Source organism: Aestuariicoccus sp. MJ-SS9, from assembly GCF_032586235.1.
Taxonomy (GTDB): domain Bacteria; phylum Pseudomonadota; class Alphaproteobacteria; order Rhodobacterales; family Rhodobacteraceae; genus Aestuariicoccus.
In genome coordinates, this window is the sequence record NZ_JAWHTD010000024.1 from 36,085 (window position 1) to 61,107 (window position 25,023).

The following is a 25,023-nucleotide window of genomic DNA, read 5'->3' on the forward strand; positions in this document are numbered from 1 at the left end:
TGATGTCGCTCCCTTTTCATATTCAGCACTTCAGGCCATATAGGCTGGCGGTGACGAAGACCAATGGCAAACGGGACAAACGACATGCGACAGGTGGTTGTGATCGGCGCGGGACAGGCGGGTGCGTCTCTGGTCACGCGTCTGCGGACCAAGGGGTTCGACGGCGGCATCACCCTGATCGGCGAAGAACCGGTGCCACCCTACCAGCGCCCGCCCCTGTCCAAGGCCTATCTTCTGGGCGAGATGGAGGAAGCGCGGCTCTACCTGCGGCCCGAAGCGTTTTACGCCGAGCACGACATCGCCCTGCGCATGGGCCGGCCCGTCACCGGCATCGACCGCGCCGCGCGGCAGGTGATGCTGGACGGCGAAACGCTCCCCTATGACGAGCTGGTCCTGACCACCGGCTCGCGCCCGCGCGCCCTGCCCGCCGCGATCGGCGGCGATCTGGAGGGCGTCTTTGTCGTGCGCACGCTGGCCGATGTCGACGCCATGGCCCCGCGCTTTACCGCAGGCGCGCGCGCGCTGATCGTCGGCGGCGGCTATATCGGACTCGAGGCCGCGGCGGTGGCCGCCAAGCTGGGCCTGCAGGTCACGCTGATCGAAATGGCCGACCGTATCCTTCAGCGGGTCGCAGCGCCCGAGACCTCGGATTACTTCCGCGAACTGCACCGCGCCCGCGGCGTGGACATCCGCGAGGGCGTGGGCCTGACACGGCTCACCGGCGACGGCGCGGTGACTGCGGCCGAACTCAGCGATGGCAGCACCCTGCCGGTGGATTTCGTCATCGCCGGTGTCGGCATCCAGCCCGACACCGCGCTGGCCGAGGCGGCGGGGCTTAAGATCGAGAACGGCATCAAGACCGACGCGCGGGGCCGCACCTCGGACCCGCATATCTGGGCGGCGGGCGATTGCGCCTCGTTCCCATGGCGAGATGGCCGGATCCGGCTGGAATCGGTGGGCAACGCCATCGACCAGGCCGAATGCGTGGCCGACAACATCATGGGCGCGGACCAACCCTACGTGGCCAAGCCCTGGTTCTGGTCCGATCAATACGACACCAAACTGCAGATCGCCGGTCTGAACACCGGCTACGACCGCATCGTCGTGCGCCAAGACGGGGCGGCGCTGTCGCATTGGTACTACGCGGGCGACACCCTGCTGGCGCTCGATGCGATGAACGATTCGCGCGCCTACATGGTCGGCAAGCGCCTGATCGAGATGGGCAAATCCCCCGCGCCCGAGGCGGTCGCCGATCCGGCCACCAACCTCAAGGCGCTGCTCAAGGCGTGAGGATCGTCGCCGGGCAATTCCGGGGCCGCGCGCTGGCCTCTGTCGGTAAGGGCGACCCGCGCGCCCATCTGCGCCCCACGACCGACCGCGTCCGCGAGGCGCTTTTCAACATGCTGGCAGGCGGGCGCTTTGGCGACCCGTTCGACGGGGCCCGCGTGCTCGATCTCTTCGCCGGCACCGGCGCACTGGGGCTCGAATCGCTGTCGCGCGGGGCGGCCTCAGTCACATTCGTGGACGACGGGCGCGCCGCGCAGCGGCTCCTGCGCGACAACATCCGCCTGCTGGACGTGGCCGACCGGACGCGCGTCCTCGCCCGCGACGCCACTCGCCTGCTTCCCTCCGCCGACACGCCCTGCGACCTGATCTTCCTTGACCCGCCCTATGGCCGGCACCTCGGCGAAAAGGCCCTGGCCAAGGCGCTTGAGGGCGGCTGGATCGCCCCCGGCGCGCTGATCGTGTGGGAGGAAAACGCCCCTCAAAGCGCGCCCGAGGGGTTCGAGACGCTGGAAACCCGGCGCTATGGCGACACCTGGGTCACGGTCCTCCGCGCCGGTTGATCAGATTGCCTTTGGCATCGCCCGGTTCTGTGGCAGACTTCCCATATGACCAGCTTCGCCGCACCCTTCCTGACGCTCTTTCAAGCCGCTCCGCCGCAGGCGTCGGAACGCGCCAAGCCCAAGGGCCCGCCCACCGGCCCTGTCTTCATCCACGATTGCAGCACCGGGGCCGACCACGCGACGCTGCTGCTGGCCCAGTGGCGGCTTTGGGACGAGTCGCGCGGCGACAGCTGACGTCAAAGGGCTTGGTCTTTCGACCCGCACGCCTTATCGTCTTATTCGAATTCCTGAATGAGACGAGGTGATCCCATGACGCTCCGCCCCACACGCCGCGACCTGATGAAACTGGCCGCCGCTATGCCCGCGCTGACCCTGCCGGCGCTCGCCCGCGCCGATCTGGGCGGCCCGCATATGGAAAACCCAACGCATTTCAGCTTTACCCTGGGCGAGGCGAAACTGACCGTGATCTCGGACGGCTCGCTGCAATTGCCCACCAGCGGGCTGGGGGTGAACGCGGATCCGGCCGAGGTTCAGGCCTTCCTGACCCGGCACTTCCTGTCACCCGAAACCAGCTATTCGCACACCAACCACCTGCTGATCGAACTGGGCGAGGCCAAGGTGCTGGTCGACGTTGGCTCGGGCAACCGGTTCCTCGACACCGCCGGGCGTCTGATGGACAATCTCGACAGCGCCGGGATCGACGCGGGCGGCATCACCCATGTGGTGATCACCCACGCACATCCGGATCACATCTGGGGCGTGCGCGACGATTTCGATGAGGCGATCCTGCCCGACGCCGCCTATTTCGTCGGCGAGGAGGAGCGCGCATTCTGGCTGCAGGATGGGCTGGTCAACCAGGTGTCGGCCGAGATGCAGCAATTCGTCGTCGGCGCGGTCAATTCCCTTGGGGTCGAGGGCGCCGACTGGACCTCGCTCGGCGACGGCGACGAGGTTGCACCGGGGATCCGGGTCCTCGCCTCGCCGGGTCACACCCCCGGCCACCTGAGCGTGGTGGTCGAAAGCGGCGGCGAACAGCTGATCGCCCTCGGCGACGCGCTCACCCACGCCTGGACGAACTTCGCGCATCCGGAATGGTACAATGGCACCGACATCGACGGCGCGCAGACCGTAACGACCCGCAAACGTCTGCTCGACATGGCCGCCGCCGACCGAATGGCGGTTCTGGGCTACCACTTCCCGTTCCCCGGCGTCGGGCATGTGATGCGCGACGGTGACGCCTACCGCTTCGTACCCGCGCTCTGGCGGTGGGACTAACGGTCGCCCTCTACGCTCAGGTGTCGGATCGCTAAAGCGATCCGACCGATGCGAGGGGTGCTACCCCTCGCGCTCCCCGGAGTATTTTCACCAAGAAGAAGCCAAGAGCGCCCTTTTCCCCTTCTTCTTGGTTCAAATACTCCGGGGGGTCTGGGGGGCAGCGCCCCCCAGCCGGGGGGGGGCCCCCCCCCCCCCCCCACCCCCCCCCCCACACCCCCCCCCCCCCCCCCCCCCCCCCCCCCCCCCCCCCCCGGTCGCCGCGCATCGCGCGGCGAAAGCAGACATTGCAGAAGAACAAAGGTTAGCCGTAGGTCGGGTGGAACTTGCCCACGGGCGAGAGCGTAAAGATATCCGCCCCGTCGGAGGTCACCCCAACCGAATGCTCGAACTGCGCCGACAGGGACTTGTCCCGCGTCACCGCCGTCCATTCGTCGGCCAGCACCTTGGTGTCGGCCCGGCCCAGGTTCACCATCGGCTCTATGGTGAAGAACATGCCTTCCTCCAGCACCGGCCCGGTGCCCGGGCGGCCGTAATGCAGGACGTTCGGCGGCGCGTGGAACACACGACCAAGACCGTGACCGCAGAAATCCCGCACCACGGACATGCGCTGCGCCTCGACATAGGTCTGGATCGCATGGCCGATGTCGCCAAACGTATTGCCCGGCTTGACCGCCTCGATCCCAAGCATCAGCGCATCGTGGGTGACCTGGATCAGCCGCTCGGCCTTACGCGACAGCTTGCCCGCCACATACATCCGCGAAGTGTCGCCGAACCAGCCGTCGACGATCACCGTGACGTCGATGTTCAGGATATCGCCGTCCTTCAGCTTCTTGTCGCCGGGGATGCCGTGGCACACCACGTGGTTCACGCTGATGCAGCTGGCGTGCTGATAGCCCTTGTAGCCAATGGTGGCGCTGGTGGCGCCGGCGTCTTCGACCCGGCGGCGGATGAAATCGTCGAGCGCGGCCGTGGTCTGGCCGACCTCGACCAGATCGGCCACCTCATCGAGAATCTGCGCGGCGAGCGCGCCCGCACGGTGCATGCCGGCGAAATCCGAGGGCTGGTAGATGCGGATGCCGTCCTTGGTCAGACGGCCGCCAGTATCGTGGTTCACGGCGTTCGGGCCTCTTTGTCTAATGTCCGTTATCTAGACCTCTTTGCCGCGCAATGCCAGAGGGGCCGCCCACCGCGGGGCACTGGCCGGATCCGCGAAACGATCACCTCCTGACCGGCACCCGGAAACGCGCAACCAGGCGAGGCGGTCCAAGGACAGCATGGGCCTTGTGCGAGAAAATATGTGCGCCCCGACAAAGACCGCAGACCCGGGCCGCAAACCCTGCGTCGCTCACCCCTTCGGCCGCGTGAACGGCAAAAGCGTGCCCGGCTGGATGGACTCGGGCGTGATCCGTGTACCCAGCGCCAGCACCTCGACACCGGCCGCCATGGCCCGCGAGAAACCCGCCGCATAGGCCGGGTCGATATCCGCCGCCAGGGCCACGCGCGCGCAATCGGTGCGCTGCACCAGATAGAGCATCACGGCGCGATGCCCTTCCGCGACCATCGCCTCGAGCTCGGTCAGATGTTTCAGGCCGCGCGCCGTGACGCTGTCGGGAAATTCTGCCACGCCGGGCTGGCGCGACAGGGTGACGGATTTGACCTCGACATAGGTGTCCGGCCCGCCCGCGCCGGTCAGCAGAAAATCCACCCGGCTGGCGGCGCCGTATTTCACCTCGGCTTTCACAGTGTCGAACGTCTCCAGCCCCGGCACCGACCGCGCCTCGAGCGCCGCGCGCACCACGCGATTGGCCGCACCGGTGTCGACCCCGGTGAAATGCCCGTCCCGCTCGTGCAGGCGCCAGGCGTATTTCAGCTTTTTCCTTGGGTCGTCGTTGGGTTCCAGCCAGATGCGACTGCCGGGCTCGGCGAGCCCCAGCATCGAGCCGGGGTTGGCCACATGGGCCACCACCTCGCGCCCGTCCTCCAGCCGGCAATCGGCCAGAAAGCGTTTGTAGCGGCGCAGGAGCGTTGCGGGGATCAGGTCCGATTGATAGCGCATAATTTCGGTTGAGACGGAAACCGGGGCTCGGCCCCTAGTCCTTTCGCTTATACTTTTTCTCAACCTTTGCAATCAATCCAGACCAGGTCCTGGTGTTGACCCGCCCGGAATTCCGGTTCGCGGTTTTCGCCGCCAACTGCCTCAACGTGTCGGCGCGCTGGCGCGACCCCGGATGGCTGTTGAACACCGCCAGCGCAGAACGGTTGCTGCCCTCGACTTTCCGAAGCCGATCGAAAATCGCGGGCGCCGCGGCAGGTTGATACCCCGCCTTCCGGTAATAGTGAAAACCGATCCTGTCAGCCCGCGCCTCGCGGCCCTGGCTCGATGCTCCGACGACCGCTGCGGTGCCCAGATTTATCGCAAGGTCGATCCATTGGTTCCCGCTTTTCCCCTGTCTGCGCACCTCTTGACGCATGGCGACGACACCCGCCGCCAAGATCGCATCGTTCCGCTGGCGATTGACCGCGTCGCCTTCGGTCGAGTGCGCCATTTCATGAGCGAGAATGATCGCGATGTCGGCCTCGTTCCGGGTGTGTAGCAGTATCCCCTCATTCACGCAGATCACGCCGCCGCCGAGCGTCGATGCGTTCGCGGACCGGTCGCTCAACAGATAGACATCCCACGAAAAATCGTCGAGATCGTTGGCGCGGTCGATGCGGTCCACAATGCCTTGCAGATAGCGTTCCACATCCCGGAATTCGCTTCTTTTCTTGCCCCTCAGGACATCCGGCAACGCCGTCACCGCAACGTTTCTCTGCGTATCCGGGTCCGCGCTGGTCGTGATCAGAACTTTTGCGGCGTTGGCGGCGGCGTTTTGCTCTGGCGTTCCCTCACATGCGGCTTTGTTGCGCAAATGCGAAGGGGGATTCATCTCGTGAATCCAAGGTGGTAGCTGGTCTGCATGAGCAGACCAATCCCGCCGAGCTACAAAACCAAGAACAGGCCGGCCTATAACGAAGCGCTGAAGCGGCGTGGCTCCCGGACAATCTGGTTCGATCCGGACATGGCATGGGTGCCGCCAGCAACCGGCAGGCGCGGCAGGTAGCTGCAGCATAGAGATGCCACGATCCAGACCTGTCTGACGATGAAAGTTCTCTTTGGTATGGCACTACGGCAAACGACAGGGTTCGTGGAGAGCCTTCTGCAACTCGTCGGCCTCGATTGGACTTCAGCACGCTGAGCAGGCGTCAGAAGACCTTCGCCTTGACGATGCCCTACCGTGGCTCGCAGGGGCCGCTGAACCTTTTTATCGACAGCACTGGTATCAAGTCGGAAGGTGAAGGCGAATGGAATGCCCGCAAGCACGGTGGCGCAAAACGCCGTCTCTGGCGCAATTTCACATCGGCGTCGATGGACAGACGCTGGAGCTCCGGGCCATCGAGATCACCGGGAGCAGCGTCGGCGACGCGCCTATGCTACCGGAGCTGCTCAGCCAGATCCCCGCCGACGTGGAGACAGGCTCAGTCACCGCCGACGGGGCCGACGATACACGCAAGTGCCATGATGCGGTCGCCTGCCGTCGGGACCATGCCGTCATTCCGCCGCGCAAGAAAGCCAAACTGTGGAAGCCTTCGACTGCAGGCGCGATCGCACGGAACGAGGCGCTTTGCGCTTCAAAATATCTTGGCCGAGCGATCTGGCGAAAGTGGAGCGGATACCACCGCCGAAGCCGTGCCGAGACGAAGATGCATTGCGTGAAGCGGTTGGGCCGAAAACTCATGGCAGAATTCCGTCTGGGAAAGGGGGCATGCGGCCTTCATCCGTTTTGCGCAACAAAGCCCTTTGCCGCCGGTTTAAGCGTGGCCGCGGAATGCCAGCCCGGCGCGGTGATCGACGGGCTCTACAAAACCACCACTCTCTACGCCCTTGACGACGTGGCGGGCAAAGGACGCAAAACAACCGTGGGCGTTCGCGATTACGCCAAGATCCGAAAGTTCGGCTACGTGTGCGGCTGCGGGCGGGACTTCTTCACCGTTGCCTATGGCGAGAGCATCCTGAAAGGCCGCATTGCGGATTTTGATTTTGGCCCCCGGAAGGTTAATGGTGTAACGATCATCAAACCTTGTCCCAAATTGGGGACGGAAGGCTTCTGTTGAGGTCCTCCAAGCCGGAGCGCGCCATGCCCAGCCCTACTGCCGCCATGCTGGTGATCGGCGACGAGATCCTGTCCGGCCGGACGCGCGATGCGAACATGCACTTCCTCGCGGGCGAGTTTACCCGCCACGGCATCGACCTGACCGAGGTTCGCATCGTCAGCGACAAGCCCGAGGCGATCGTGTCGGCGCTGAACGCGCTGCGGGCCGGTCACGATTATGTCGTGACCAGCGGCGGCATCGGTCCGACGCATGACGACATCACCGCCGATTGCGTGGCCCAGGCCTTTGGCGTGGGGATCGACGTGCGTGACGACGCGCGCGCGCTCTTGCAGGCGCATTACGATCGGCAAGGGGCCGAGCTGAACGCGGCCCGGCTGCGCATGGCGCGCATTCCCGACGGGGCGCGCCTGATCGACAATCCGGTGTCTGTCGCGCCGGGCTTCAGCATCGGCAATGTGCATGTGATGGCGGGGGTGCCCGCGGTCTTTCAGGCCATGGTTGCCAGCGTTCTGCCGACACTGACCGGCGGCGCGCCGCTGCTCAGCCAGACCCTGCGCATTCAGCGCGGCGAGGGGGACATCGCCGGACCGCTGGCGGCGCTGGCGCAGGAATTCGACGATCTGCAATTCGGCAGCTACCCCTATCAGAAGGACGGCGTCTACGGCGCCAACGTGGTGGTGCGCGGCACCGACGGCGCCCGCGTCGACGCCGCCATGACCCGTCTGGCCGCACTGTTTCCGCCCGGCTGACGCGCTCAAAGGCCTTGGGAAGGCCCGAGGGGAGGAGCCCGGGGCCGCATGGTGTCGCCGGGCACGGCCTGGCCCCGGACCTGATCCGGGGCCTCCACCGTTTCGCCAGTGGATGGACAGGGCGCGCGAGGCCCGCCATAAAGCCTGTGTGACAGAGCAGAACGCCCCAGACACCGCCCGGCTCTATGCCGCGATCGAGGCCACTTGGCCGCCCGCCGCGACCCTCGCGGCCGGGCCATGGACCCTGCGCGAGGGCGCGGGCGGCGGTATGCGCGTCTCGGCCGCTTCGGCCCGGGACGCCTGGCGCGTCGACGACGTGCCCGCCGCCGAGGAAGCGATGCGCATGATGGGCCAGACGCCGCTTTTCATGATCCGGCAGGGCGACGAGGCGCTGGACGCGGCGCTGGAACAGCGCGGCTACCGGATCAAGGACCCGGTGAGGTTCTGGCTGACGCCCGTCACCGCCCTGACCGACCGGCCTCTGCCCCGGGTCACCGCCTTCGCCATCTGGGAACCTCTGGCCATCATGCGAGAGATCTGGGCCAGCGGCGGCATCGGCGCCGCGCGCCTTGCGGTGATGGACCGCGTCCAGGGTCCCAAGACCGGGATATTCGGCCGCACCGGCGATCAGCCCGCCGGCACGGGTTTCTGCGCCATCGACGGCGACATCGCCATGGTTCATGCGCTGGAAATCCTCGAACGGCATCGCGGCAAGGGGCTGGGAAAATGGATGATGCGCTGCGCGGGCCATTGGGCCGCCTGCAACGGCGCGCGCTGGATGGTCGTGCTCTGCACCCAGGAAAACCGGGCGGCCAATGCGCTCTACGCTTCCTTGGGCTTCCAAGACGTGGGAGAGTACCACTATCGCATCCTGCCCGAACCTGCCGAGGACTGACGTGACCAAAGACCTGCCCACCGCGCTCGACCTTCCCATGGCCGACCCTCTGCCCGACGACACGCGGAATTACTTCGATATCTGCCAGGACAAGCTCGGGATGGTGCCGAACGTGCTGCGCGCCTATGCCTTCGACATCGCCAAGCTCAACGCCTTCACTGCGATGTACAACGAGCTGATGCTGGCCGACAGCGGCCTCTCCAAGCTTGAACGCGAGATGATCGCGGTCGTGGTCAGCTCGGTGAACAAGTGCTTTTACTGCCTGACCGCGCATGGCGCGGCGGTGCGCCAGCTGTCGGGCGATCCCAAGCTGGGCGAGATGCTGGTGATGAACTGGCGCGTCGCGGACCTGCCGCACCGCCACCGCGCCATGCTGTCGTTTGCCGAGAAGATGACCAAATCCAGCGCCGAGATCGCCGAATACGACCGCGAGGCCTTGCGCGACGCGGGCTTCTCCGAGCGTGACATCTGGGACATCGCCAATGTCGCTGCCTTCTTCAACATGACGAACCGCGTGGCCAGCGCCACCGATATGCGTCCGAATGACGATTACCATTCACAGGCGCGCTAAACCCCTGGTGCTGTTGCTGGCCGCCGGTCCGGTCTGGGCCGCCGATCTGTCCTTGCCGCAGGGCGCGTTTCTGACGCAGGAGGAAAACCGCCCCTACGACAGCTATGACGTGCCGCTTGGCGCCTGGGCCGAAGAGACGGGTATTCCCTCCAGACGCGTCGAAGGCCGCATCGAACTCGAGGCCTGGCGCATCGACGGCGGGGCCGCGACCACGCTTCAGATCCTCGCCCCGCTGCGCGAGCAGTTGCAGGAGGCGGGCCATGAGATCCTCTTCGAATGCGCCAGCGCCGGTTGCGGCGGGTTCGACTTTCGGTTCGAGACGCCGGTCCTGCCGGGGCCAGAGATGTACGTCGATCTGACCGATTACCGCTTCCTGTCGGCGCAGGACCGCGAGGGGTCCTACGTCACGCTGCTGGTCAGCCGCAGCGAGGCCGCGAGCTATGTGCAGATCGTCCGCGCCGGCAAGGCCGCGCGCGCGGCCACCGCGGCCATCGTGCAAACCCGGACAAAGCCGCGCACGGCGACGGTTACGGAAAAGCCGCCCACAGACGGGTCGATCACGGAAAGGCTCGAGGCAAACGGCTTCGCCATCCTGACCGATCTGGAGTTTGCAAGCGGCGCGGCGTCGCTGGGCGACGACGCCGTCGCGTCGCTGGACGAGATCGCCGCCTATCTCAAGGCCAATCCGCGGCGGGACATCCTCTTCGTGGGCCACACCGACGCCACCGGCTCGCTACAGGCCAATATCGCGCTGTCGCGCCGCCGCGCGCAGGCGGCGGCCGACTACCTGCGGCAGCGGCATGACATCCCGCGCGACCAGATCGGCGCGGATGGCGTGGGGTATCTTTCGCCGGTCACGACCAACCTGACCGAAGCGGGACGCGAGGCCAACCGGCGGGTCGAGGCGGTGCTGATCTCGACCGAATGACCCGCGAAGACGCCCGCAAGGGCGGATGAGCTGCTCCTCCGCCCTTGCGGGCGTCCTCGCTACGTCAGTAGAAACTCTGCGGGTCGATGTCGATCGACATGCGCAGATCGCCCTTCAGCCGGAACTGCCCGGCCCATTCGGACAGCGCTGTCTGCAGAGCGACGCCCTTGGGCGCCTTGACCAGAAGCCGTACCCGGTGCCGGCCGCGCACCCGCGCGATGGGCGCAGGCGCAGGGCCGAAGACCTGCGCTCCGACCCGCCGCAGCGGCGCGTCCTGCCGCGCCATCGCGTTGCCCAGATCGAACACCGCCTGCACTTCCGGGGCCGAAAGGATCACCCCCGCCAGCCGGCCGTAGGGCGGCATCCCGGCGACGCGGCGTTCTTCGGCCTCGGCGCGCCAGAACGCCTCTTCATCGCCCGACAGGATCGCCCGGATCACCGGGTGTTCCGGCTGGAACGTCTGCATCATCGCGGTGCCGGGCTTGTCCGCCCGGCCCGCGCGCCCTGCCACCTGACGCATCAGTTGAAAGGTCCGTTCCGCGGCGCGCAGATCGGACCCTTGCAGGCCCAGATCGGCGTCGATCACCCCCACCAGCGTCAGCAGCGGAAAGTTGTGGCCCTTGGCCACCAGCTGGGTGCCGATGATGATGTCCGCGGCGCCCTCGGCGATCGCCTCGATCTCGGCCTTGAGCGCGCGGGCCGAACCGAACAAATCCGACGACAGCACCGCCACCCGCGCCTCGGGAAAGAGTCCCACCACCTCTTCGGCCAGCCGTTCGACACCGGGGCCGACGGCGGCCAGCCGGTCCTCGGCCTCGCACGAGGGGCAGGTGCTGGGGATCGGGGTCGTCTCGCCGCATTGGTGGCACATCAGCCGTTTGAGGAACCGGTGCTCGACCATGCGCGCGTCGCAATGCGGGCAGCCGATCTGGTTCCCGCAGGCCCGGCAGATCGTCACCGGCGCATAGCCGCGGCGATTGATGAACAAGAGCGCCTGCTCGCCCGCCTCGAGCCGCCGCGCCACTGCGGTCTTAAGCGTGGGCGACACCCAGCGGTTGCCCGGCAGATCCTCGGCCCGCATGTCGACCGTACGCATCTCGGGCATCACTGCCGCGCCGAAACGCGACGTCAGCTCCAGCCGCCTATATTTGCCCGCCTCGGCATTGGCCCAGCTTTCCAGGCTGGGCGTGGCCGAGGCCAGCACCACCTGCGCATCGCAGAGCGAGGCACGCAGCACGGCCATGTCGCGCGCGTTGTAGAGCACGCCGTCTTCCTGCTTGTACGAGGTGTCGTGTTCCTCATCCACGACGATCAGCCCAAGATCGCGGAACGGCAGGAAGAGCGACGACCGCGCCCCCACCACCAGCTGCGCGCCGCCCTCGCCGACCATGCGCCAGACGCGGCGGCGTTCGGTCATCGTGACGCCGGAATGCCATTCGGCGGGCCGCGCGCCGAAGCGCGCCTCGACCCGGGTCAGGAATTCCGCCGTCAGAGCGATTTCAGGCAGCAGAACCAGCGCCTGCCGGTTCTGGCGCAGGCACTCGGCCACGGCCTCGAGATAGACTTCGGTCTTGCCGGAGCCCGTGACGCCCTTGAGAAGCGTCGTGCCATAGCGCCCGGTCTGCTGCGCCGCGCGCAGCGCCGCGGCGCCTTCGGCCTGATCGGGGGTCAGCGCCTTGCCGCCGTACTCGGGATCGAGCCGGGCAAAGGCGGTGTCGCGGGGGCTGTCCTCTTCCTGCACCGCGCTTTGCTTGACGAGGCCCTTGACGACCGAGGACGTCACCCCCGCCGCTTCGGCCAGTTCCTTGAGCGTCAGCGACAGCCCTCCGAGATCGCGCAGCACCTCGAGCACCCGGCGGCGCGCGTCGGTCATCCGGTCGGGTTCCGCGTTGCCAAGGCGATAGACCTTGCGCATGGATGGCGGGTCGCCCAGCCCGGGCGCACGGGTCGCCAGACGCAGCATCGCCGAAAGCGGGGTCAGCGTATAATCGCCCGCGCGTTCCAGAAATCCGCGCAGCTCGTCTCGCATGGGTGCGGCGTCGAGCACCCGGATCACATGCCGGATCTTGGCAAGGTCGTAATCGCCCTGCCCCGGCCCCCAGACCACGCCCAGCACCTTGCGCGGCCCCAGCGGTACCTCGACGAATGCCCCCAGGAAACAGCCGCCCTCGGGCGCGCGGTAGTCCAGCACCCGGTCCAGCGGCTGGGCGGTCAGCACGCCCACCAGCGCGCCATGATCGAAGAAGGTCTGTTCCGGGCTTCCTTGCGGCATGTTCTTGGGGTAGACCCCTGTGCATCGAAGGCCAACCCACCAAAGGAGCGCGTCCATGAAATTCTTTGTCGACACCGCTGAAATCGATGCCATCGCCGAGCTCAACGCCCTGGGCATGGTTGACGGCGTCACCACCAACCCGTCGCTGATCATGAAATCCGGTCGCGACATCCTAGAGGTCACGAAAGAGATCTGCGACATGGTCTCGGGTCCGGTTTCGGCCGAAGTGGTGGCCCTGAAGGCCGAGGACATGATCGCCGAGGGCCGCAAGCTGGCCGAGATCGCACCCAACATCGCCGTCAAGGTGCCGCTGACCTGGGACGGGCTGAAGGCCTGCAAGGTGCTCACCGACGAAGGCAACATGGTCAACGTGACGCTCTGCTTCACGCCCAACCAGGCGCTGCTGGCGGCAAAGGCCGGCGCGACGTTCATCTCGCCCTTCATCGGCCGTCTGGACGATCTGAACACCGACGGTCTGGGCCTGATCGCCGAGATCCGGACGATCTATGACAATTTCGGGTTCGAGACGAACATCCTCGCCGCCTCGATCCGCACGCCCAACCATATGTCCGATTGCGCCAAGATCGGCGCCGACGTGGCCACCGCGCCGCCGAACGTGATCAAGGCGATGGCGAACCACGTGCTGACCGACAAGGGGCTCGATCAGTTCGTCAAGGACGCCGAGAAGGCGGGAATCAAGATCCTCTGACAGTGCTTTCTGGTTTCGGATCGGCTGCGCCGATCCGATCCATGCGAGGGGTTCTACCCCTCGCGCTCCCCGGAGTATTTTTGCCAAGAAGAAGCTGGAAGGTTTTCGCATTGGCAATGGGGCGTCATAACGCTCAGCCGTTTTCGTGGAAGAACGCGTAGATGCGTTCGGCCAGTGCGGCGCTGACGCCGTCCACCGCCTTGAGATCCGCGAGATTGGCGCGGCTGACCGCCTTGGCCGAGCCGAAATGCGCCAGAAGCGCGCGTTTGCGCGCAGCGCCAACGCCGGGCACCTCGTCGAGCGGGGTGGCGCCGACGGCCTTGGCGCGTTTCGCGCGGTGGGTGCCGATGGCGAAGCGATGCGCCTCGTCGCGCAGACGCTGGATGAAATAGAGCACCGGATCGTTGTGGCGCAGCGCCATGGGCCGCTGGCCGGTGCGGTGGAATTCCTCTTTGCCCGCGTCCCGGTCGAGCCCCTTGGCGACGCCGACCATCGGGATATCCCCGACGCCATGCTGGGCCATGATCGACCGCACCGCGCTGACCTGACCGGCGCCGCCGTCGATCAGCAGCAGATCGGGCCAGAGCCCCTTGTCGCGGTCGGGATCGTCCTTCAGCAGGCGTTTGAAGCGGCGGGTCAGAACCTCTTTCATCATGCCGAAATCGTCGCCGGGGACCAGATCGTCGCCCTTGATGTTGAACTTGCGGTACTGGCTTTTGAGGAAGCCCTCGGGCCCGGCGACAATCATCGCGCCGACCGCGTTGCTGCCCTGGATGTGGCTGTTGTCGTAGACCTCGATCCGCTGCGGCGGGGCGGGCAGGTCAAAGGCCTCGGCCAGGCCTTTCAGCAGTTTTCCCTGGGTCGCGGTTTCGGCCATCTTGCGGGCGAGCGATTCGCGGGCGTTGCGGGCCGCGCCCTCGACCAGTTCGGCCTTTTCGCCCCGCTGCGGCACGGCGATCTCGACCCGGCGGCCCAGCTTGTCGGACAGGGCCTCGCACATCAGGTCGGCGTTCTCGATCGGATGGCTGAGCAGGAGCAGGCGCGGCGGTTCCTTGGTGTCGTAGAACTGGCCCAGGAAGGCCTCGAGCACCTCGGCCTCGTCAACATCCTCGCCCACGCGGGGATAGAAATCGCGGTTGCCCCAGTTCTGGTTCGCGCGGATGAAGAAGACCTGCACGCAGGCCTGCCCCTTTTCCAGATGCAGCGCGATCACGTCGGCCTCGGCCACGCCGCGGGGGTTGATGCCCTGCGCGGTCTGCACCTGGGTCAGCGCGCGGATGCGGTCGCGCAGGGCGGCGGCGCGTTCGAATTCCATCTCTTCGGAGGCCTTGGCCATCTGCTTGCCCAGCGTTTCCTGGATCTGCGTCGACCGGCCCGACAGGAATCGCTGCGCATCGCGCACGGATTCGGCATAATCGGCCTCGGAGATCTTGCCGACGCAGGGTGCCGAGCAGCGCTTGATCTGGTAGAGCAGGCAGGGCCGTGTGCGGCTGTCGAACACCGCGTCGGTGCAATTGCGCAGCAGAAAGACCTTTTGCAGCTGGTTCAGCGTCCGGTTCACCGCGCCGACGCTGGCGAAGGGGCCGTAATAGCTGCCCTTCTCCTTCTTGGCGCCCCGGTGCTTCTTGATCATCGGGAAGGCGTGGTCGCTGACATGGATGTTGGGAAAGCTCTTGTCGTCGCGCAAGAGCACGTTGTAGCGCGGCTTGAGCTGCTTGATCAGGTTCTGTTCCAGCAGCAGCGCCTCGGTCTCGGTGCGCGTGGTCAGGAACATCATCTGCGCGGTCTCGCGGATCATCCGCGCGATGCGGCCTGAGTGCCCCGAGGGCCGGGCGTAATTCGACACCCGCGACCTGAGGTTGCGGGCCTTGCCGACATAGAGAACCCGCGCCTGCGCATCGAGCATGCGGTAAACACCGGGGCTGCTGTCCAGGGTTTTCAGATAACTCTGGATGCAGGCGTGGCCGGTCAGGTGCTCTGTGGATTGTTTGTCGTCGGTCATGGTCTTCGCGGTTTCGTCGGGTCCGGCCTCACAAACCCGTGATTCTCTGGTCTGGCTGCATTGCAAGCCATTTCAATGCAACCCTGAAAGCATCCACCCAACCTGTGGACAAGTCCGCGGACAAAATTCCGGGAACCGGAAATTTCCGTTGTTTTCGGCATGGTTCGTTAATTTGCTCATTTTTTACGCACCTTATTAACATATTGTTTTTCATAGATATTTTCTTGCGCAGTCGCCAAAATACTGAAATCATTAGGACTTTTGTAACGATTTGGTAACGCCACGGCCATCGGTGCACAACTTGTCGCAGTGGCTGCTATTCGACCCCGATGACGTCCGGCGTTTCCCATGCAAGGTGCTGTCCACCGTCTATGCACAAAAGCTGCCCGGTCACCGCCGGAGACGACAGAAAGTATCCCAGCGCCCCGGTGATGTCATCGGCATTCGCCCCCCGGCTGAGTACCGTCGCCGCGCGCTGCTTGGCGAAATGCGCCTCGGACTGGCGGCCACCGCGGAGCGTCGGGCCGGGGCCGATGGCATTGACCCGCACCTTTGGCGCCAGCGCCTGCGCGGCGGTCTGGGTAAAGGCCCACAGCCCCATCTTGGCGATGGTGTAGGTCATGAATTCGGGTGTCAGTTTGCGCACCCGCTGGTCGATCATGTTGACCACCAGCCCCTGCGGCACCGGTTCGCCCATGTCGTCGGTCAGTGGCTCGGGCACCTGCGCCGCCAGCGCCTGCGTCAGCACGAAGGGGGCGCGCAGGTTGCTTTCCAGATGGCGGTCCCAGCTGTCGCGTGTGGCAGTGCCGATATTGTCGTATTCGAAGATCGAGGCGTTGTTGATCAGCACCTGCAACGGCCCGCCCAGCGCCTCGACGGCGCGGGCGGTCAGCGCCTGGGTGTCATCCTCGTTCAGCAGGTCGCCCTGCACGGCGGCGGCCTTGCGGCCGCGCGCACGGATTTCGTCGGCGACGGCCTCGGCCTCGTCGGCGGAGGCGTTGTAATGCACCGCCACGTCGTGGCCGCGATCCGCCAGATAAAGCGCCATGGCGCGGCCCAGCCGTTTTCCCGCGCCGGTGACCAATGCTCGTGTCATGCGATGCCTCCTCAGCTTAGTACCACGGCCAGATAGCCCAGATACAGCACCGACAAGACCACACCCCAGCGGCGGCCCAGATCGCGGCCCAGAAAGACGAAGGGGATCAGGATCAGCGAGCTTGCCAGCATCACCCAAAGATCGAAGCGCAGGAATTCGGGATCGACGGGCATCGGCGCGATCAGCGAGGCGATGCCGATGATGGCCAGCAGGTTGAACATGTTCGACCCGATGACATTGCCCAGCGCCACGTCGGCCTGGCGGCGCAGCGCGGCCATGACGGTGGTCGCCAGCTCGGGCAACGACGTGCCCACCGCGACCAGCGTCAGGCCGATCACCGTGTCCGACACGCCAAAGCGCAAGGCGATCTCGGTCGCGCTGTCCACCAGCAGGTCGGCCCCCAGGGGCAGCCCGATCAGGCCCAGAGCCAGAAAGACCGCGATCTTCCACCACGGCATGTCGGGATCGGCGCCCTCGGGCTCTTCCAGATCCTCTTCGGCCGCGCCTGCGCGTTTGTGGTTCAGCGCGTCGCGGGTGGAATCGGCCAGGATCAGCGCCAATGCGACCAGCAGGATCAGCCCGGCGATCCAGTCGAACACGCCGCGGAACGCCAGCGCGATGAACAAAAGCGTGCCCATGACCATCAGCACATAGCTCTTGCGGGTGTCATGCGCGCTGGTGTGCATCGCCGCCAGCAGGGCCGGAATGCCAAGCACCATCAGCACATTGGCCGTATTCGACCCGACCACGTTGCCCAGCGCGATGCCCGGCACGCCCTCGAGCGCGGCCTTGATCGAGATCAGCAGCTCGGGGGCCGAGGTGCCGAAGGCCACGATGGTCAGGCTGACGATCAGCGCCGGGATGCCGACGCGCAGCGACAGGTTCACCGCGCCCTTGACCAGCGCGTCGCCGGCCAAAAGCAGGATGGCCAGCCCCAGAACCGCCATCATCCAGACCATGCTACGCGTTCCCCTTGCCGCAAGGGCACGGACCCTTGCCGATCCTGTAGCGTCCGCATTTCGGGCATTTGGCCGCGGCCAGACGCCGGGCCCCGGGCACACGAAGCTTGCCGAACATGGCCAGCACCCCCATGCCGATCAGAAACAGCGTCACGATCTTGATGATCATGCGGTCACAACCCGTAGCGCGCGAAACCCGCACGCTCTTCCAGACCGCCCAGCACGTCGCCCGCCATCTGCGCCCCCAGCCGCGACAAAAGCGGTCGGCGCATGTCGTAGCGGCGGAACTGCACCTTGTCGCCGAACTTGTCCTCCATGAAGGGCGCCAGATGCCCGATGCCATCCGCAAGCCCCACGTCGACCGCCGCCTGCCCCAGCCAGACCTCGCCGGTGAATAGATCGGGGTCTTCTTTCAGCTTGCCGCTGCGCCGCTCTTTGACCTGGGCGATGAAATTCTCGTGCAGTTGCAGCAGGATGCGGTTCAACCGCGCGACGTCTTCCTCGTTCTCGGGCTTGAAGGGGTCGAGCATGCTCTTGGATTTGCCCGCCGTATAGACCCGCCGCTCGATGCCCTGCCGCTGCAGGAACACATGCGCCCCGAAGCCCGCCGAGATGACCCCGATCGACCCCAGGATCGAGCTGGGATCGGCGATGATCTCGTCGGCGGCAGAGGCGATCCAGTAGCCGCCGCTCGCCGCCACGTCCTCGACGAAGGCATAGACCGGCACCTCGTTTTCGTCGGCCAGCCGCCGGATGCGCGCCCCGATCAGCGAGGATTGCACCGGCGAGCCGCCCGGCGAATTGATCTCAAGCGCGACGGCGTCGGGCTTGCCGCGCTTGAAGGCCTTTTCCAGCACATCGCGCAGGGCCTGATCGCTCATGCCGCCGCGTCCGGGCATGCCGATGGCGCCCTGCAACCGCACGACCGCCACCAGCGGGCCGGATTTCATGAATGGGATCCAACGCTTCATGTTCTGGGATGTAGATTGCCCGGCAAGGACAAACAAGGCAGCGCCACAAAAGAAGGTGCGGGCTGTGGCGCAGGGCCACACGGCCAAACGAAAAAGCCCCGGTCTTTCAAGACCGGGGCGTCAGTTGGCCTGGGATCAGGCGAGGGGAAAATCAGGACCAGTCGGTCGGGCCTTTCTCGGCGAAGGAGTGGACCAGGAAATCGATGAAGGCGCGCACCTTGGGCTGGGTGAACCGGCCCGGCGGATAGACCGCATAGATGCCCTGGGTCTCTTGCGGCAGCTCGGGGATCGCGTCCTCGACCAGCCCCTGCTCCATCGCGTCGGCGTAAAGGAACGAGGGCAGATAGGCGATGCCGAGACCGGCGATACAGGCGTTCAGCAGCGACTGGCCGTCATTGACCGACAGCCAGCCGGCGGTGCGCACCTGGCGCTTTTCGCCCGATGGCGCGGTCACTTTCCAGACATTGCCGCTGGCCTGGTTGGAATAATGCAAAAGCTTGTGTTCGTTCAGATCGTCGATGCGCTGCGGGCGGCCGAATTGCTGGAAATACTTCGGCGACGCGATCATGCGCTTGGTCGTCTCGGTCAGCTTGCGGGCACGCAGCGTGCTGTCCTCCAGCTCGCCGATGCGCACGGCCATGTCGAAGCCTTCGCTGATCAGCTCGACGTAGCGGTTGTTCAGCACCATGTTGACGGTGATATCCGGGAATTCCGCCAGGAAATCGCCCAGCACCGGCGACAGATGATTGACGCCGAAATCCGTCGCCACGCTGATCCGCAACAGCCCCGAGGGCGCCGATTGCATCGAGGTCACCAGCGCATCCGCCTCGCCCGCGTCGTTCAGAACACGCCGCGCGCGGTCGTAATAGGCCAGGCCGATCTCTGTCGGGCTGACACGCCGGGTCGTCCGGTTCAAAAGCCGCGCACCCAGCCGCGCCTCAAGCGACGAGACGTGTTTGGACACGGCGGATTTCGAAATGCCCATCTTCTTGGCGGCATCGGTGAATCCTCCCTGATCCACGACCGTGGCAAAGGCTTCCATTTCGGTCAGGCGATCCATCCGTGTCTCCTCTCGGGGTGTTGTTGCCGGACGGTATGCTGCCAGATTGGGGCGCAACTGCGGCGGCGCGCGGACAATACCGGGGAATTTGCGAGCAGTGTTTGGGGCGGGGAAACAGCGGCCACCCGGGCAAAGCGCGATATTCGCCCGTTCTCAGACCACGCCCAGCGTCCGTCCGAACGCCAGATAGCTGTCCATGCGCGGCAAGGGCGCGCCCTCGGGCCGGTCCGGATCGGGCAGCATCGGCGGCACGCCGGTGCCCTCGATCACCCGGTTCATCAGGTTGAACAAGGCGCAGGTCTGGATCGCATCGTAGAGCGCCTCTTCGGTCCAGCCGGCCGCGTAGACCGCCTGCGCATCCGCCTCGACCATCTTCGACGGCTCGCGGGTCAGCTTGGCGACATAGGCCAGAAGCGGGCGCAGCCTGCCGTCGATGTCGGCGCCCTCGGGGTCGTCCAGCAAAGCGGCGATCAGCGCGGGGTCGACGCCGTGCGCGCGGGCATAGACCTCGTGCCCGTCCATGCAGAACCGGCAGGCGTTCAGCCCCGACACGTAGGCTGCGATCAGCTCGCGCTCACCCACGGTCAGGGCGCTGTCGCGGCGCATGACGGCGTCGGTCAGCTCCAGCAAAGGCCGGACCGTGTCTGGGAAGCGCCGGAACACATCCGACAGCTTCGGCGCTTCGGGAAGCGAGGGGAAAAGCTGTTTCATACCGGTCTCCGCGGGCTGGGGCCTTTGCTCAGCCTAACGAATGACCGGTCCCCTGGATAGCTCCGCTGTCAGAGCGCCGCGGCCAGCCGCGTGCCCTGGTCGATGGCCCGCTTGGCGTCCAGCTCGGCCGCCACATCGGCCCCGCCGATCACATGGCAGGTCACCCCCCGCGCCTCCAGCGCGTCGGCGAGCGAGCGCTCGCTCACCTGCCCCGCGCAGAGCACAACCGTATCGGAGGCGATCACCTCGGGCCGCTCACGCGCCTCGCCGTAAGAGATGTGCAGCCCCTCGGCGTCGATGCCCTCGTAATTCACCCCCGCCTTCATCTGCACTTTCTTCATCTGCAGCGACATGCGGTGGATCCAGCCGGTGGTCTTACCCAGCCGCTTGCCGGGCTTTTCGGCCTTGCGCTGCAGCACCACCACCTCGCGCGCCGGCGGTTCGGGCTGCGGCCCCTCGGGCGCCAGGCCCGAGCGGACCTCCGCCGGGTCGGCCACACCCCATTCGCGCATCCATTCGGGCAGATGTTCGGTGGGGCTGTCGCCCTCGTGCACAAGATATTCCGCCACGTCGAAGCCGATGCCGCCCGCGCCTATGACGGCCACGCGCCGACCAACCTTAGCCTTGCCGCGCAGCACATCGATATAGCCCAGCACGTTCGGCCCGTCCTGCCCGGGGATGGCCGGGTCGCGCGGGGCCACGCCGGTCGCGACGATGACCTCGTCGAAACCCGCCAGATCCTCTGCCGTCGCCTCTGCGCCCAGCCGCAAGGTGACGCCATGCTTGGCCACCATGGTCCTGTACCAGTCGACGAGCCCCCAGAACTCCTCCTTGCCGGGCACCTGCTTGGCCATGTTGAGCTGACCACCGATCTCTTCGGCCCGGTCGAAGAGCGTGACGTCATGCCCCCGCTCCGCTGCCGTGACCGCCGCCGAAAGGCCCGCCGGGCCCGCGCCGACGATGGCGATGCGCTTGGCCTCTGCGGCGGGGGTCACGACCAGCTCGGTCTCGTAGCAGGCGCGCGGGTTCACCAGGCAGGAACTGATCTTACCCTGAAACGTATGATCGAGACAGGCCTGGTTGCAGGCGATGCAGGGCGCGATCTCGGCTGCCCGGCCCGCCATCGCCTTGGCCACGAAATCCGGATCCGCCAGGAACGGCCGCGCCATCGACACCATGTCGGCGCAGCCCTCGGCGAGCACCCGCTCGGCCACCTCGGGCGTGTTGATCCGGTTCGAGGTGATCACCGGGATGCCGACCTTGCCCATCAGCTTTTTCGTCACCCAAGCGAAGGCCGCGCGGGGGACCGAGGTGGCGATGGTCGGAATACGCGCCTCGTGCCAGCCGATCCCGGTGTTCAGGATGGTGGCCCCCGCCGCCTCGATCTCCTGTGCCAGCTGCACCACCTCGTCATGGGTCGAACCGTTGGGCACGAGGTCGATCATCGACAGCCGGTAGATCACGATGAACTCCGGCCCCACGGCGGCGCGCACCCGCTTCACCACCTCGATCGGCAGCCGCATACGGTTTTCGTAGGACCCGCCCCAGCGGTCGGTGCGCCGGTTGGTGTGGGTGACCAGGAACTGGTTGAGGAAATAGCCCTCCGACCCCATCACCTCGACCCCGTCATAGCCCGCCTCCTTCGCCCTGCGGGCGGCCTCGGCAATGTCGGCGATCTGCTTCTCGATGCCCGCCTCGTCCAACTCCTTCGGCGGAAACGGCGAAATCGGCGACTTGACCGGCGAGGCGCTGACGCAATCGGGCCCATAGGCATAACGGCCCGCATGCAGGATCTGCATCGCGATCTTGCCGCCCGCCGTGTGCACCCGCTCGGTGACCACCCGGTGATTTGCGATATCCTGCGCAGTGAACAGCCCCGCGGCCCCCGGAAACACCCCGCCCTCGCGGTTGGGCGCCATGCCCCCCGTCACCATCAGCGCCACACCGCCCCGCGCGCGCGCTGCATAGAACTCCGCCACCCGGTTCCAGTCACCGGTCTCTTCGAGGTTGGTATGCATCGACCCCATCAGCACACGGTTCTTCAGCGTGGTGAACCCCAGATCCAGCGGCGCCAGAAGATGCGGATACTCAGTCATGGCGAAACCCTCCCGTCCTTTTGCCTCACCACACACCAAGCGCCCCGCCCTGTCACCTCACAACGTCACGTCAAAGCCCACATTGCTTCTTCTTGGGATAAATACTCCGGGGGGCTGCGCAGCAGCGGGGGCAGCGCCCCCTCGCCCTCGACCGCCCTTGATCCCTCAGGCGTTTCAAGAAACACTGACCGTGCAGACAACCCCATCAGGAGGGATCCCATGACCACCCCCATCCGCGCGCCGCTGGCGGCACTTTTTCTGTCCGCCTCCGCGGCGATCGCGCAGCAGACCGATCTGACCGTCGGCCGCCAGCTCGAACCGCCGCATCTCGATCCCACCTCTGCTGCGGCCGCCGCGATCGACGAGGTCGTCTACAGCAACGTTTTCGAAGGGCTCACGCGGTTCATGTCCGACGGATCGGTTGTCCCCGGCCTCGCCGAAAGCTGGGAGATCAGCGACGACGGGCTGACCTATACTTTCACGCTGCGATCCGGCGTTACCTTCCACGATGGCACCACGATGGATGCCGAGGACGTGAAATTCACCCTCGACCGCGCCCGCGCCGAGGACAGCGCCAACGCGCAAAAGGCGCTCTTCGCCGATATCGCCGACGTCACCGTCGCCGATCCGCAGACCGTGCAGGTCACGCTGACCCAGCCCAACGGTAATTTCCTCTTCAACATGGCCTGGGGCGACGCGGTGATCGTGGCGCCCGAATCCATCGAGAACATCAAGCAGCAGCCCATCGGCACCGGCCCCTTCAAGTTCGACCAATGGGTGCAGGGCGACCGGATCGAGCTCAGCCGGTACGACGGCTATTGGGGCGAGAAACCGGCGCTCACGGCGGCGACGATCAAGTACATCTCCGACCCCACCGCCGCCTTCGCCGCGATGATGGCGCAGGACATCGACGCCTTCGCCAGCTTCCCCGCCCCCGAAAATCTACCGCAATTCGAGGCCGACCCCCGTTTCCAGGTGATCGTCGGCAGCACCGAGGGCGAGACCATCCTCAGCACCAACAACAAGATGCCGCCGCTCGACAACGTCAAGGTGCGCGAGGCCATCGCCCATGCCATCGACCGGCAGGCCATCATCGACGGCGCCATGTTCGGGCTGGGCACCCCCATCGGCACGCATTTCGCGCCGCACAACCCCGATTACGTCGACCTGACCGCGCAATCCGCCTATGACCCAGAGAAATCCAAGGCCCTGCTGGCCGAGGCGGGCTATCCCGACGGCTTCACCACGACGCTGAAACTGCCGCCGCCCTCCTACGCGCGGCGCGGCGGCGAGATCATCGCGGCCCAGCTGCGCGCGGTCGGCATCCAGACCGAGATCACCAATCTCGAATGGGCCCAATGGCTCGAGGAAGTGTTCCGCGGCAAGGATTTCGGCCTGACCATCGTGTCGCACACCGAGCCCTTCGACATCGGCATCTACGCCCGGCCGGATTACTATTTCCAGTACGACAATCCGGACTTCCAGCAGCTGATGACGGACCTCGGCGCCACCACCGACCCCGCCAAGCGGTCCGAGATGCTGGCCACGGCGCAAAAGATCATCGCCGACGATTACGTCAACGGCTACCTCTTCCAGCTGGCCTTCCCCACCGTGGCCGATGCCCGGATCGAAGGCCTCTGGCAGAACGCGCCCACCCAGGCCACCGACCTCACCGGCGTCCGCTGGACCGAATAGACCAGACAACCGCAAAGCCCGGCCCCCAAGGCCGGGCTTTCGCCCCCACCCGGCCACAGACAAACCCCGGCAAACGCAATCACGTTTCGCCGGGGTTTTTTGTCTGTCAAAAACCCTTGATATCAGGTTGATCGGTGCAGGCGGGAAAACGACTGTTTGTTATCGGAACGTTTTGGCAAATGGTTGAGGTGAGGAAGTTTAAAAGTTCGTTGCCTTTCAGGCTTAGGTTGACTAACAATAGATCATTGTTTGTTTCTATCAGTGTTTAAACCCGCAAAAAAACTCAGATTAATCGATGCGCAAGTCAACCTGAACGCGGTTAGCCTGCCTGAAACAGCCGATTGCTGTCGACTATCCAGAAGATGCTGCTTTCGCGCCGTTTAGAATGTAGAGGAAGAGATATTTCAATGACCGTTTCGCCAGATGTACAAGCTGAAACCCCGCAGATTCGTTATCACAGCCGTGTAGCGATATTCGAGAGCGGCGAGCATACTTTGCTCGGCGACTCCATCAAACTGCAGCTACCATCTGGCACCGTGTTGGCGGGCAAACATCCCATGATGATGGCTCCACCGTGGGAAACGGTAGATCAGCTCCCCATGACCTTCGGTCATATCGTTGCGCTCGCTGGTGATTTCTATGGAACTCCTGATCAACCCATCTGCACCGCGGCTGATCCGAAGGTTCAGTTCATAAAATGCTATGATACGCTCAGGAACTCTCCCAAAGTGGAGGTTAGCGAACTCCTTAAGTTCATCAATGATGAGGTCGCCGCTCTCAACAAGGCCCTGAAAGAGGGCAAACAGCCTTCGAGCATTTACGACGGCGGCGTGTGGGATACCTTTAAGACCACTAAAGAACTCGAGAGGATCACCAAAGGGCGATACCTGAAGTTGGCGCTGCACAATCTCGATCATTTCGGTCATGAGGCAGTCAAGGCTTATGCCGCCGGCCGGCTTTGCACAAATGCGGGTTTGAACGGACTGCCCCTTTCCCCGGACGGACTTATCCTACGGGCCCAGTGACGGGTATGCC

23 protein-coding genes and 1 pseudogene are annotated in these 25,023 nt (G+C 65.5%); 12 read left to right on the plus strand and 12 right to left on the minus strand.

Translation table 11 applies throughout. From position 1 onward, the window contains the following. The first annotated feature begins 84 nt into the window (after nucleotides 1-84). From RXV88_RS15205 to RXV88_RS15220, 4 genes are all read left to right on the plus strand, one after another. Nucleotides 85-1,290, plus strand: coding sequence for an NAD(P)/FAD-dependent oxidoreductase (locus RXV88_RS15205; RefSeq protein ID WP_316294344.1), 1,206 nt, complete (start codon nucleotides 85-87; stop codon nucleotides 1,288-1,290). After that, the gene (gene rsmD, locus RXV88_RS15210; protein ID WP_316294345.1) at nucleotides 1,287-1,847 is read left to right on the plus strand and encodes a 16S rRNA (guanine(966)-N(2))-methyltransferase RsmD; all 561 of its coding nucleotides are present in this window, start codon (nucleotides 1,287-1,289) and stop codon (nucleotides 1,845-1,847) included. The genes RXV88_RS15205 and rsmD overlap by 4 nt, the downstream gene beginning before the upstream one ends. A gap of 45 nt (nucleotides 1,848-1,892) precedes the next feature. Beyond that, on the plus strand, nucleotides 1,893-2,081 hold the full coding sequence (locus RXV88_RS15215; protein WP_316294346.1) for a hypothetical protein: 189 nt from the start codon (nucleotides 1,893-1,895) through the stop codon (nucleotides 2,079-2,081). A gap of 75 nt (nucleotides 2,082-2,156) precedes the next feature. Beyond that, on the plus strand, nucleotides 2,157-3,122 hold the full coding sequence (locus RXV88_RS15220) for an MBL fold metallo-hydrolase (RefSeq protein ID WP_316294347.1): 966 nt from the start codon (nucleotides 2,157-2,159) through the stop codon (nucleotides 3,120-3,122). Nucleotides 3,123-3,423: 301 nt separating this feature from the next. Here the strand turns inward: RXV88_RS15220 and map are convergent, their stop codons facing one another. The 3 genes from map to RXV88_RS15235 form a co-directional block, all read right to left on the minus strand. After that, entirely contained in the window at nucleotides 3,424-4,236 is an 813-nt protein-coding gene (gene map, locus RXV88_RS15225) for a type I methionyl aminopeptidase (RefSeq protein WP_316294348.1), read from the minus strand. 231 nt (nucleotides 4,237-4,467) lie between these two features. After that, nucleotides 4,468-5,178: a DNA/RNA nuclease SfsA gene (gene sfsA / locus RXV88_RS15230; RefSeq protein WP_316294349.1), complete on the minus strand. Its 711-nt coding sequence runs from the start codon at nucleotides 5,176-5,178 to the stop codon at nucleotides 4,468-4,470. Between the two features lie 34 nt (nucleotides 5,179-5,212). Then, on the minus strand, nucleotides 5,213-6,049 hold the full coding sequence (locus tag RXV88_RS15235; RefSeq protein WP_316294350.1) for a M48 family metallopeptidase: 837 nt from the start codon (nucleotides 6,047-6,049) through the stop codon (nucleotides 5,213-5,215). Nucleotides 6,050-6,079: 30 nt separating this feature from the next. Between RXV88_RS15235 and RXV88_RS15240 the strand changes: the two are divergent. From RXV88_RS15240 to RXV88_RS15260, 5 genes and pseudogenes are all read left to right on the plus strand, one after another. After that, a pseudogene (locus RXV88_RS15240) lies at nucleotides 6,080-6,902 on the plus strand (IS5 family transposase); the annotation flags it as partial. Nucleotides 6,903-7,297: 395 nt separating this feature from the next. Beyond that, nucleotides 7,298-8,023 carry a competence/damage-inducible protein A gene (locus RXV88_RS15245; protein ID WP_316294351.1) on the plus strand — a complete coding sequence of 242 codons (726 nt, stop codon included), beginning with the start codon at nucleotides 7,298-7,300 and terminating at the stop codon, nucleotides 8,021-8,023. A gap of 148 nt (nucleotides 8,024-8,171) precedes the next feature. Next, nucleotides 8,172-8,918, plus strand: a complete 747-nt coding sequence (locus RXV88_RS15250) for a GNAT family N-acetyltransferase (RefSeq protein ID WP_316294352.1) — start codon at nucleotides 8,172-8,174, stop codon at nucleotides 8,916-8,918. A gap of 1 nt (nucleotide 8,919) precedes the next feature. Further along, entirely contained in the window at nucleotides 8,920-9,489 is a 570-nt protein-coding gene (locus RXV88_RS15255; RefSeq protein ID WP_316294353.1) for a peroxidase-related enzyme, read from the plus strand. 7 nt (nucleotides 9,490-9,496) lie between these two features. Further along, entirely contained in the window at nucleotides 9,497-10,417 is a 921-nt protein-coding gene (locus RXV88_RS15260) for an OmpA family protein (protein ID WP_316294354.1), read from the plus strand. 64 nt (nucleotides 10,418-10,481) lie between these two features. On the opposite strand, the gene RXV88_RS15265 is transcribed toward RXV88_RS15260, so the two are convergent. Then, complete coding sequence (locus RXV88_RS15265) at nucleotides 10,482-12,689, minus strand: primosomal protein N' (protein WP_316294367.1); 2,208 nt, start codon at nucleotides 12,687-12,689, stop codon at nucleotides 10,482-10,484. 55 nt (nucleotides 12,690-12,744) lie between these two features. On the opposite strand from RXV88_RS15265, the gene fsa reads away from it, so the two are divergent. Beyond that, nucleotides 12,745-13,398, plus strand: a complete 654-nt coding sequence (gene fsa / locus RXV88_RS15270; protein ID WP_316294355.1) for a fructose-6-phosphate aldolase — start codon at nucleotides 12,745-12,747, stop codon at nucleotides 13,396-13,398. A 133-nt stretch (nucleotides 13,399-13,531) separates the two neighbouring features. Here the strand turns inward: fsa and uvrC are convergent, their stop codons facing one another. From uvrC to RXV88_RS15310, 8 genes are all read right to left on the minus strand, one after another. Continuing rightward, complete coding sequence (gene uvrC / locus RXV88_RS15275; RefSeq protein ID WP_316294356.1) at nucleotides 13,532-15,400, minus strand: excinuclease ABC subunit UvrC; 1,869 nt, start codon at nucleotides 15,398-15,400, stop codon at nucleotides 13,532-13,534. 316 nt (nucleotides 15,401-15,716) lie between these two features. Beyond that, complete coding sequence (locus tag RXV88_RS15280; RefSeq protein ID WP_316294357.1) at nucleotides 15,717-16,496, minus strand: SDR family oxidoreductase; 780 nt, start codon at nucleotides 16,494-16,496, stop codon at nucleotides 15,717-15,719. An 11-nt stretch (nucleotides 16,497-16,507) separates the two neighbouring features. Next, nucleotides 16,508-17,455, minus strand: a complete 948-nt coding sequence (locus RXV88_RS15285) for a calcium/sodium antiporter (protein WP_316294358.1) — start codon at nucleotides 17,453-17,455, stop codon at nucleotides 16,508-16,510. A 1-nt stretch (nucleotide 17,456) separates the two neighbouring features. Next, on the minus strand, nucleotides 17,457-17,624 hold the full coding sequence (locus RXV88_RS15290; RefSeq protein WP_316294359.1) for a hypothetical protein: 168 nt from the start codon (nucleotides 17,622-17,624) through the stop codon (nucleotides 17,457-17,459). Between the two features lie 4 nt (nucleotides 17,625-17,628). Next, nucleotides 17,629-18,426 (minus strand): S49 family peptidase, encoded by a 798-nt coding sequence (locus RXV88_RS15295; protein WP_316294360.1) that lies wholly within the window; start codon nucleotides 18,424-18,426, stop codon nucleotides 17,629-17,631. Nucleotides 18,427-18,577: 151 nt separating this feature from the next. Beyond that, the gene (locus tag RXV88_RS15300; RefSeq protein ID WP_316294361.1) at nucleotides 18,578-19,486 is read right to left on the minus strand and encodes a LysR family transcriptional regulator; all 909 of its coding nucleotides are present in this window, start codon (nucleotides 19,484-19,486) and stop codon (nucleotides 18,578-18,580) included. A 153-nt stretch (nucleotides 19,487-19,639) separates the two neighbouring features. Beyond that, on the minus strand, nucleotides 19,640-20,197 hold the full coding sequence (locus RXV88_RS15305) for a peroxidase-related enzyme (protein WP_316294362.1): 558 nt from the start codon (nucleotides 20,195-20,197) through the stop codon (nucleotides 19,640-19,642). 68 nt (nucleotides 20,198-20,265) lie between these two features. Further along, nucleotides 20,266-22,293 carry an NADPH-dependent 2,4-dienoyl-CoA reductase gene (locus RXV88_RS15310; RefSeq protein ID WP_316294363.1) on the minus strand — a complete coding sequence of 676 codons (2,028 nt, stop codon included), beginning with the start codon at nucleotides 22,291-22,293 and terminating at the stop codon, nucleotides 20,266-20,268. A 219-nt stretch (nucleotides 22,294-22,512) separates the two neighbouring features. Here RXV88_RS15310 and RXV88_RS15315 point away from each other — a divergent pair, with 219 nt between their 5' ends. Then, entirely contained in the window at nucleotides 22,513-23,988 is a 1,476-nt protein-coding gene (locus tag RXV88_RS15315; protein WP_316294364.1) for an ABC transporter substrate-binding protein, read from the plus strand. 362 nt (nucleotides 23,989-24,350) lie between these two features. Continuing rightward, nucleotides 24,351-25,013 (plus strand): hypothetical protein, encoded by a 663-nt coding sequence (locus RXV88_RS15320; protein ID WP_316294365.1) that lies wholly within the window; start codon nucleotides 24,351-24,353, stop codon nucleotides 25,011-25,013. Nucleotides 25,014-25,023: the final 10 nt, after the last annotated feature.

Excerpts from the sequence above, each read along its gene's own strand:
- RXV88_RS15205 (WP_316294344.1), top strand. The coding sequence starts at position 85 with ATGCGACAGGTGGTTGTGATCGGCGCGGGACAGGCGGGTGCGTCTCTG.
- RXV88_RS15215 (WP_316294346.1), top strand. The coding sequence starts at position 1,893 with ATGACCAGCTTCGCCGCACCCTTCCTGACGCTCTTTCAAGCCGCTCCG.
- RXV88_RS15220 (WP_316294347.1), top strand. The coding sequence starts at position 2,157 with ATGACGCTCCGCCCCACACGCCGCGACCTGATGAAACTGGCCGCCGCT.
- sfsA (WP_316294349.1), bottom strand. The coding sequence starts at position 5,178 with ATGCGCTATCAATCGGACCTGATCCCCGCAACGCTCCTGCGCCGCTAC.
- RXV88_RS15235 (WP_316294350.1), bottom strand. The coding sequence starts at position 6,049 with ATGAATCCCCCTTCGCATTTGCGCAACAAAGCCGCATGTGAGGGAACG.
- RXV88_RS15245 (WP_316294351.1), top strand. The coding sequence starts at position 7,298 with ATGCCCAGCCCTACTGCCGCCATGCTGGTGATCGGCGACGAGATCCTG.
- RXV88_RS15265 (WP_316294367.1), bottom strand. The coding sequence starts at position 12,689 with ATGCCGCAAGGAAGCCCGGAACAGACCTTCTTCGATCATGGCGCGCTG.
- fsa (WP_316294355.1), top strand. The coding sequence starts at position 12,745 with ATGAAATTCTTTGTCGACACCGCTGAAATCGATGCCATCGCCGAGCTC.
- uvrC (WP_316294356.1), bottom strand. The coding sequence starts at position 15,400 with ATGACCGACGACAAACAATCCACAGAGCACCTGACCGGCCACGCCTGC.
- RXV88_RS15280 (WP_316294357.1), bottom strand. The coding sequence starts at position 16,496 with ATGACACGAGCATTGGTCACCGGCGCGGGAAAACGGCTGGGCCGCGCC.
- RXV88_RS15285 (WP_316294358.1), bottom strand. The coding sequence starts at position 17,455 with ATGGTCTGGATGATGGCGGTTCTGGGGCTGGCCATCCTGCTTTTGGCC.
- RXV88_RS15290 (WP_316294359.1), bottom strand. The coding sequence starts at position 17,624 with ATGATCATCAAGATCGTGACGCTGTTTCTGATCGGCATGGGGGTGCTG.
- RXV88_RS15295 (WP_316294360.1), bottom strand. The coding sequence starts at position 18,426 with ATGAAGCGTTGGATCCCATTCATGAAATCCGGCCCGCTGGTGGCGGTC.
- RXV88_RS15300 (WP_316294361.1), bottom strand. The coding sequence starts at position 19,486 with ATGGATCGCCTGACCGAAATGGAAGCCTTTGCCACGGTCGTGGATCAG.
- RXV88_RS15305 (WP_316294362.1), bottom strand. The coding sequence starts at position 20,197 with ATGAAACAGCTTTTCCCCTCGCTTCCCGAAGCGCCGAAGCTGTCGGAT.
- RXV88_RS15310 (WP_316294363.1), bottom strand. The coding sequence starts at position 22,293 with ATGACTGAGTATCCGCATCTTCTGGCGCCGCTGGATCTGGGGTTCACC.
- RXV88_RS15315 (WP_316294364.1), top strand. The coding sequence starts at position 22,513 with ATGACCACCCCCATCCGCGCGCCGCTGGCGGCACTTTTTCTGTCCGCC.
- RXV88_RS15320 (WP_316294365.1), top strand. The coding sequence starts at position 24,351 with ATGCTGCTTTCGCGCCGTTTAGAATGTAGAGGAAGAGATATTTCAATG.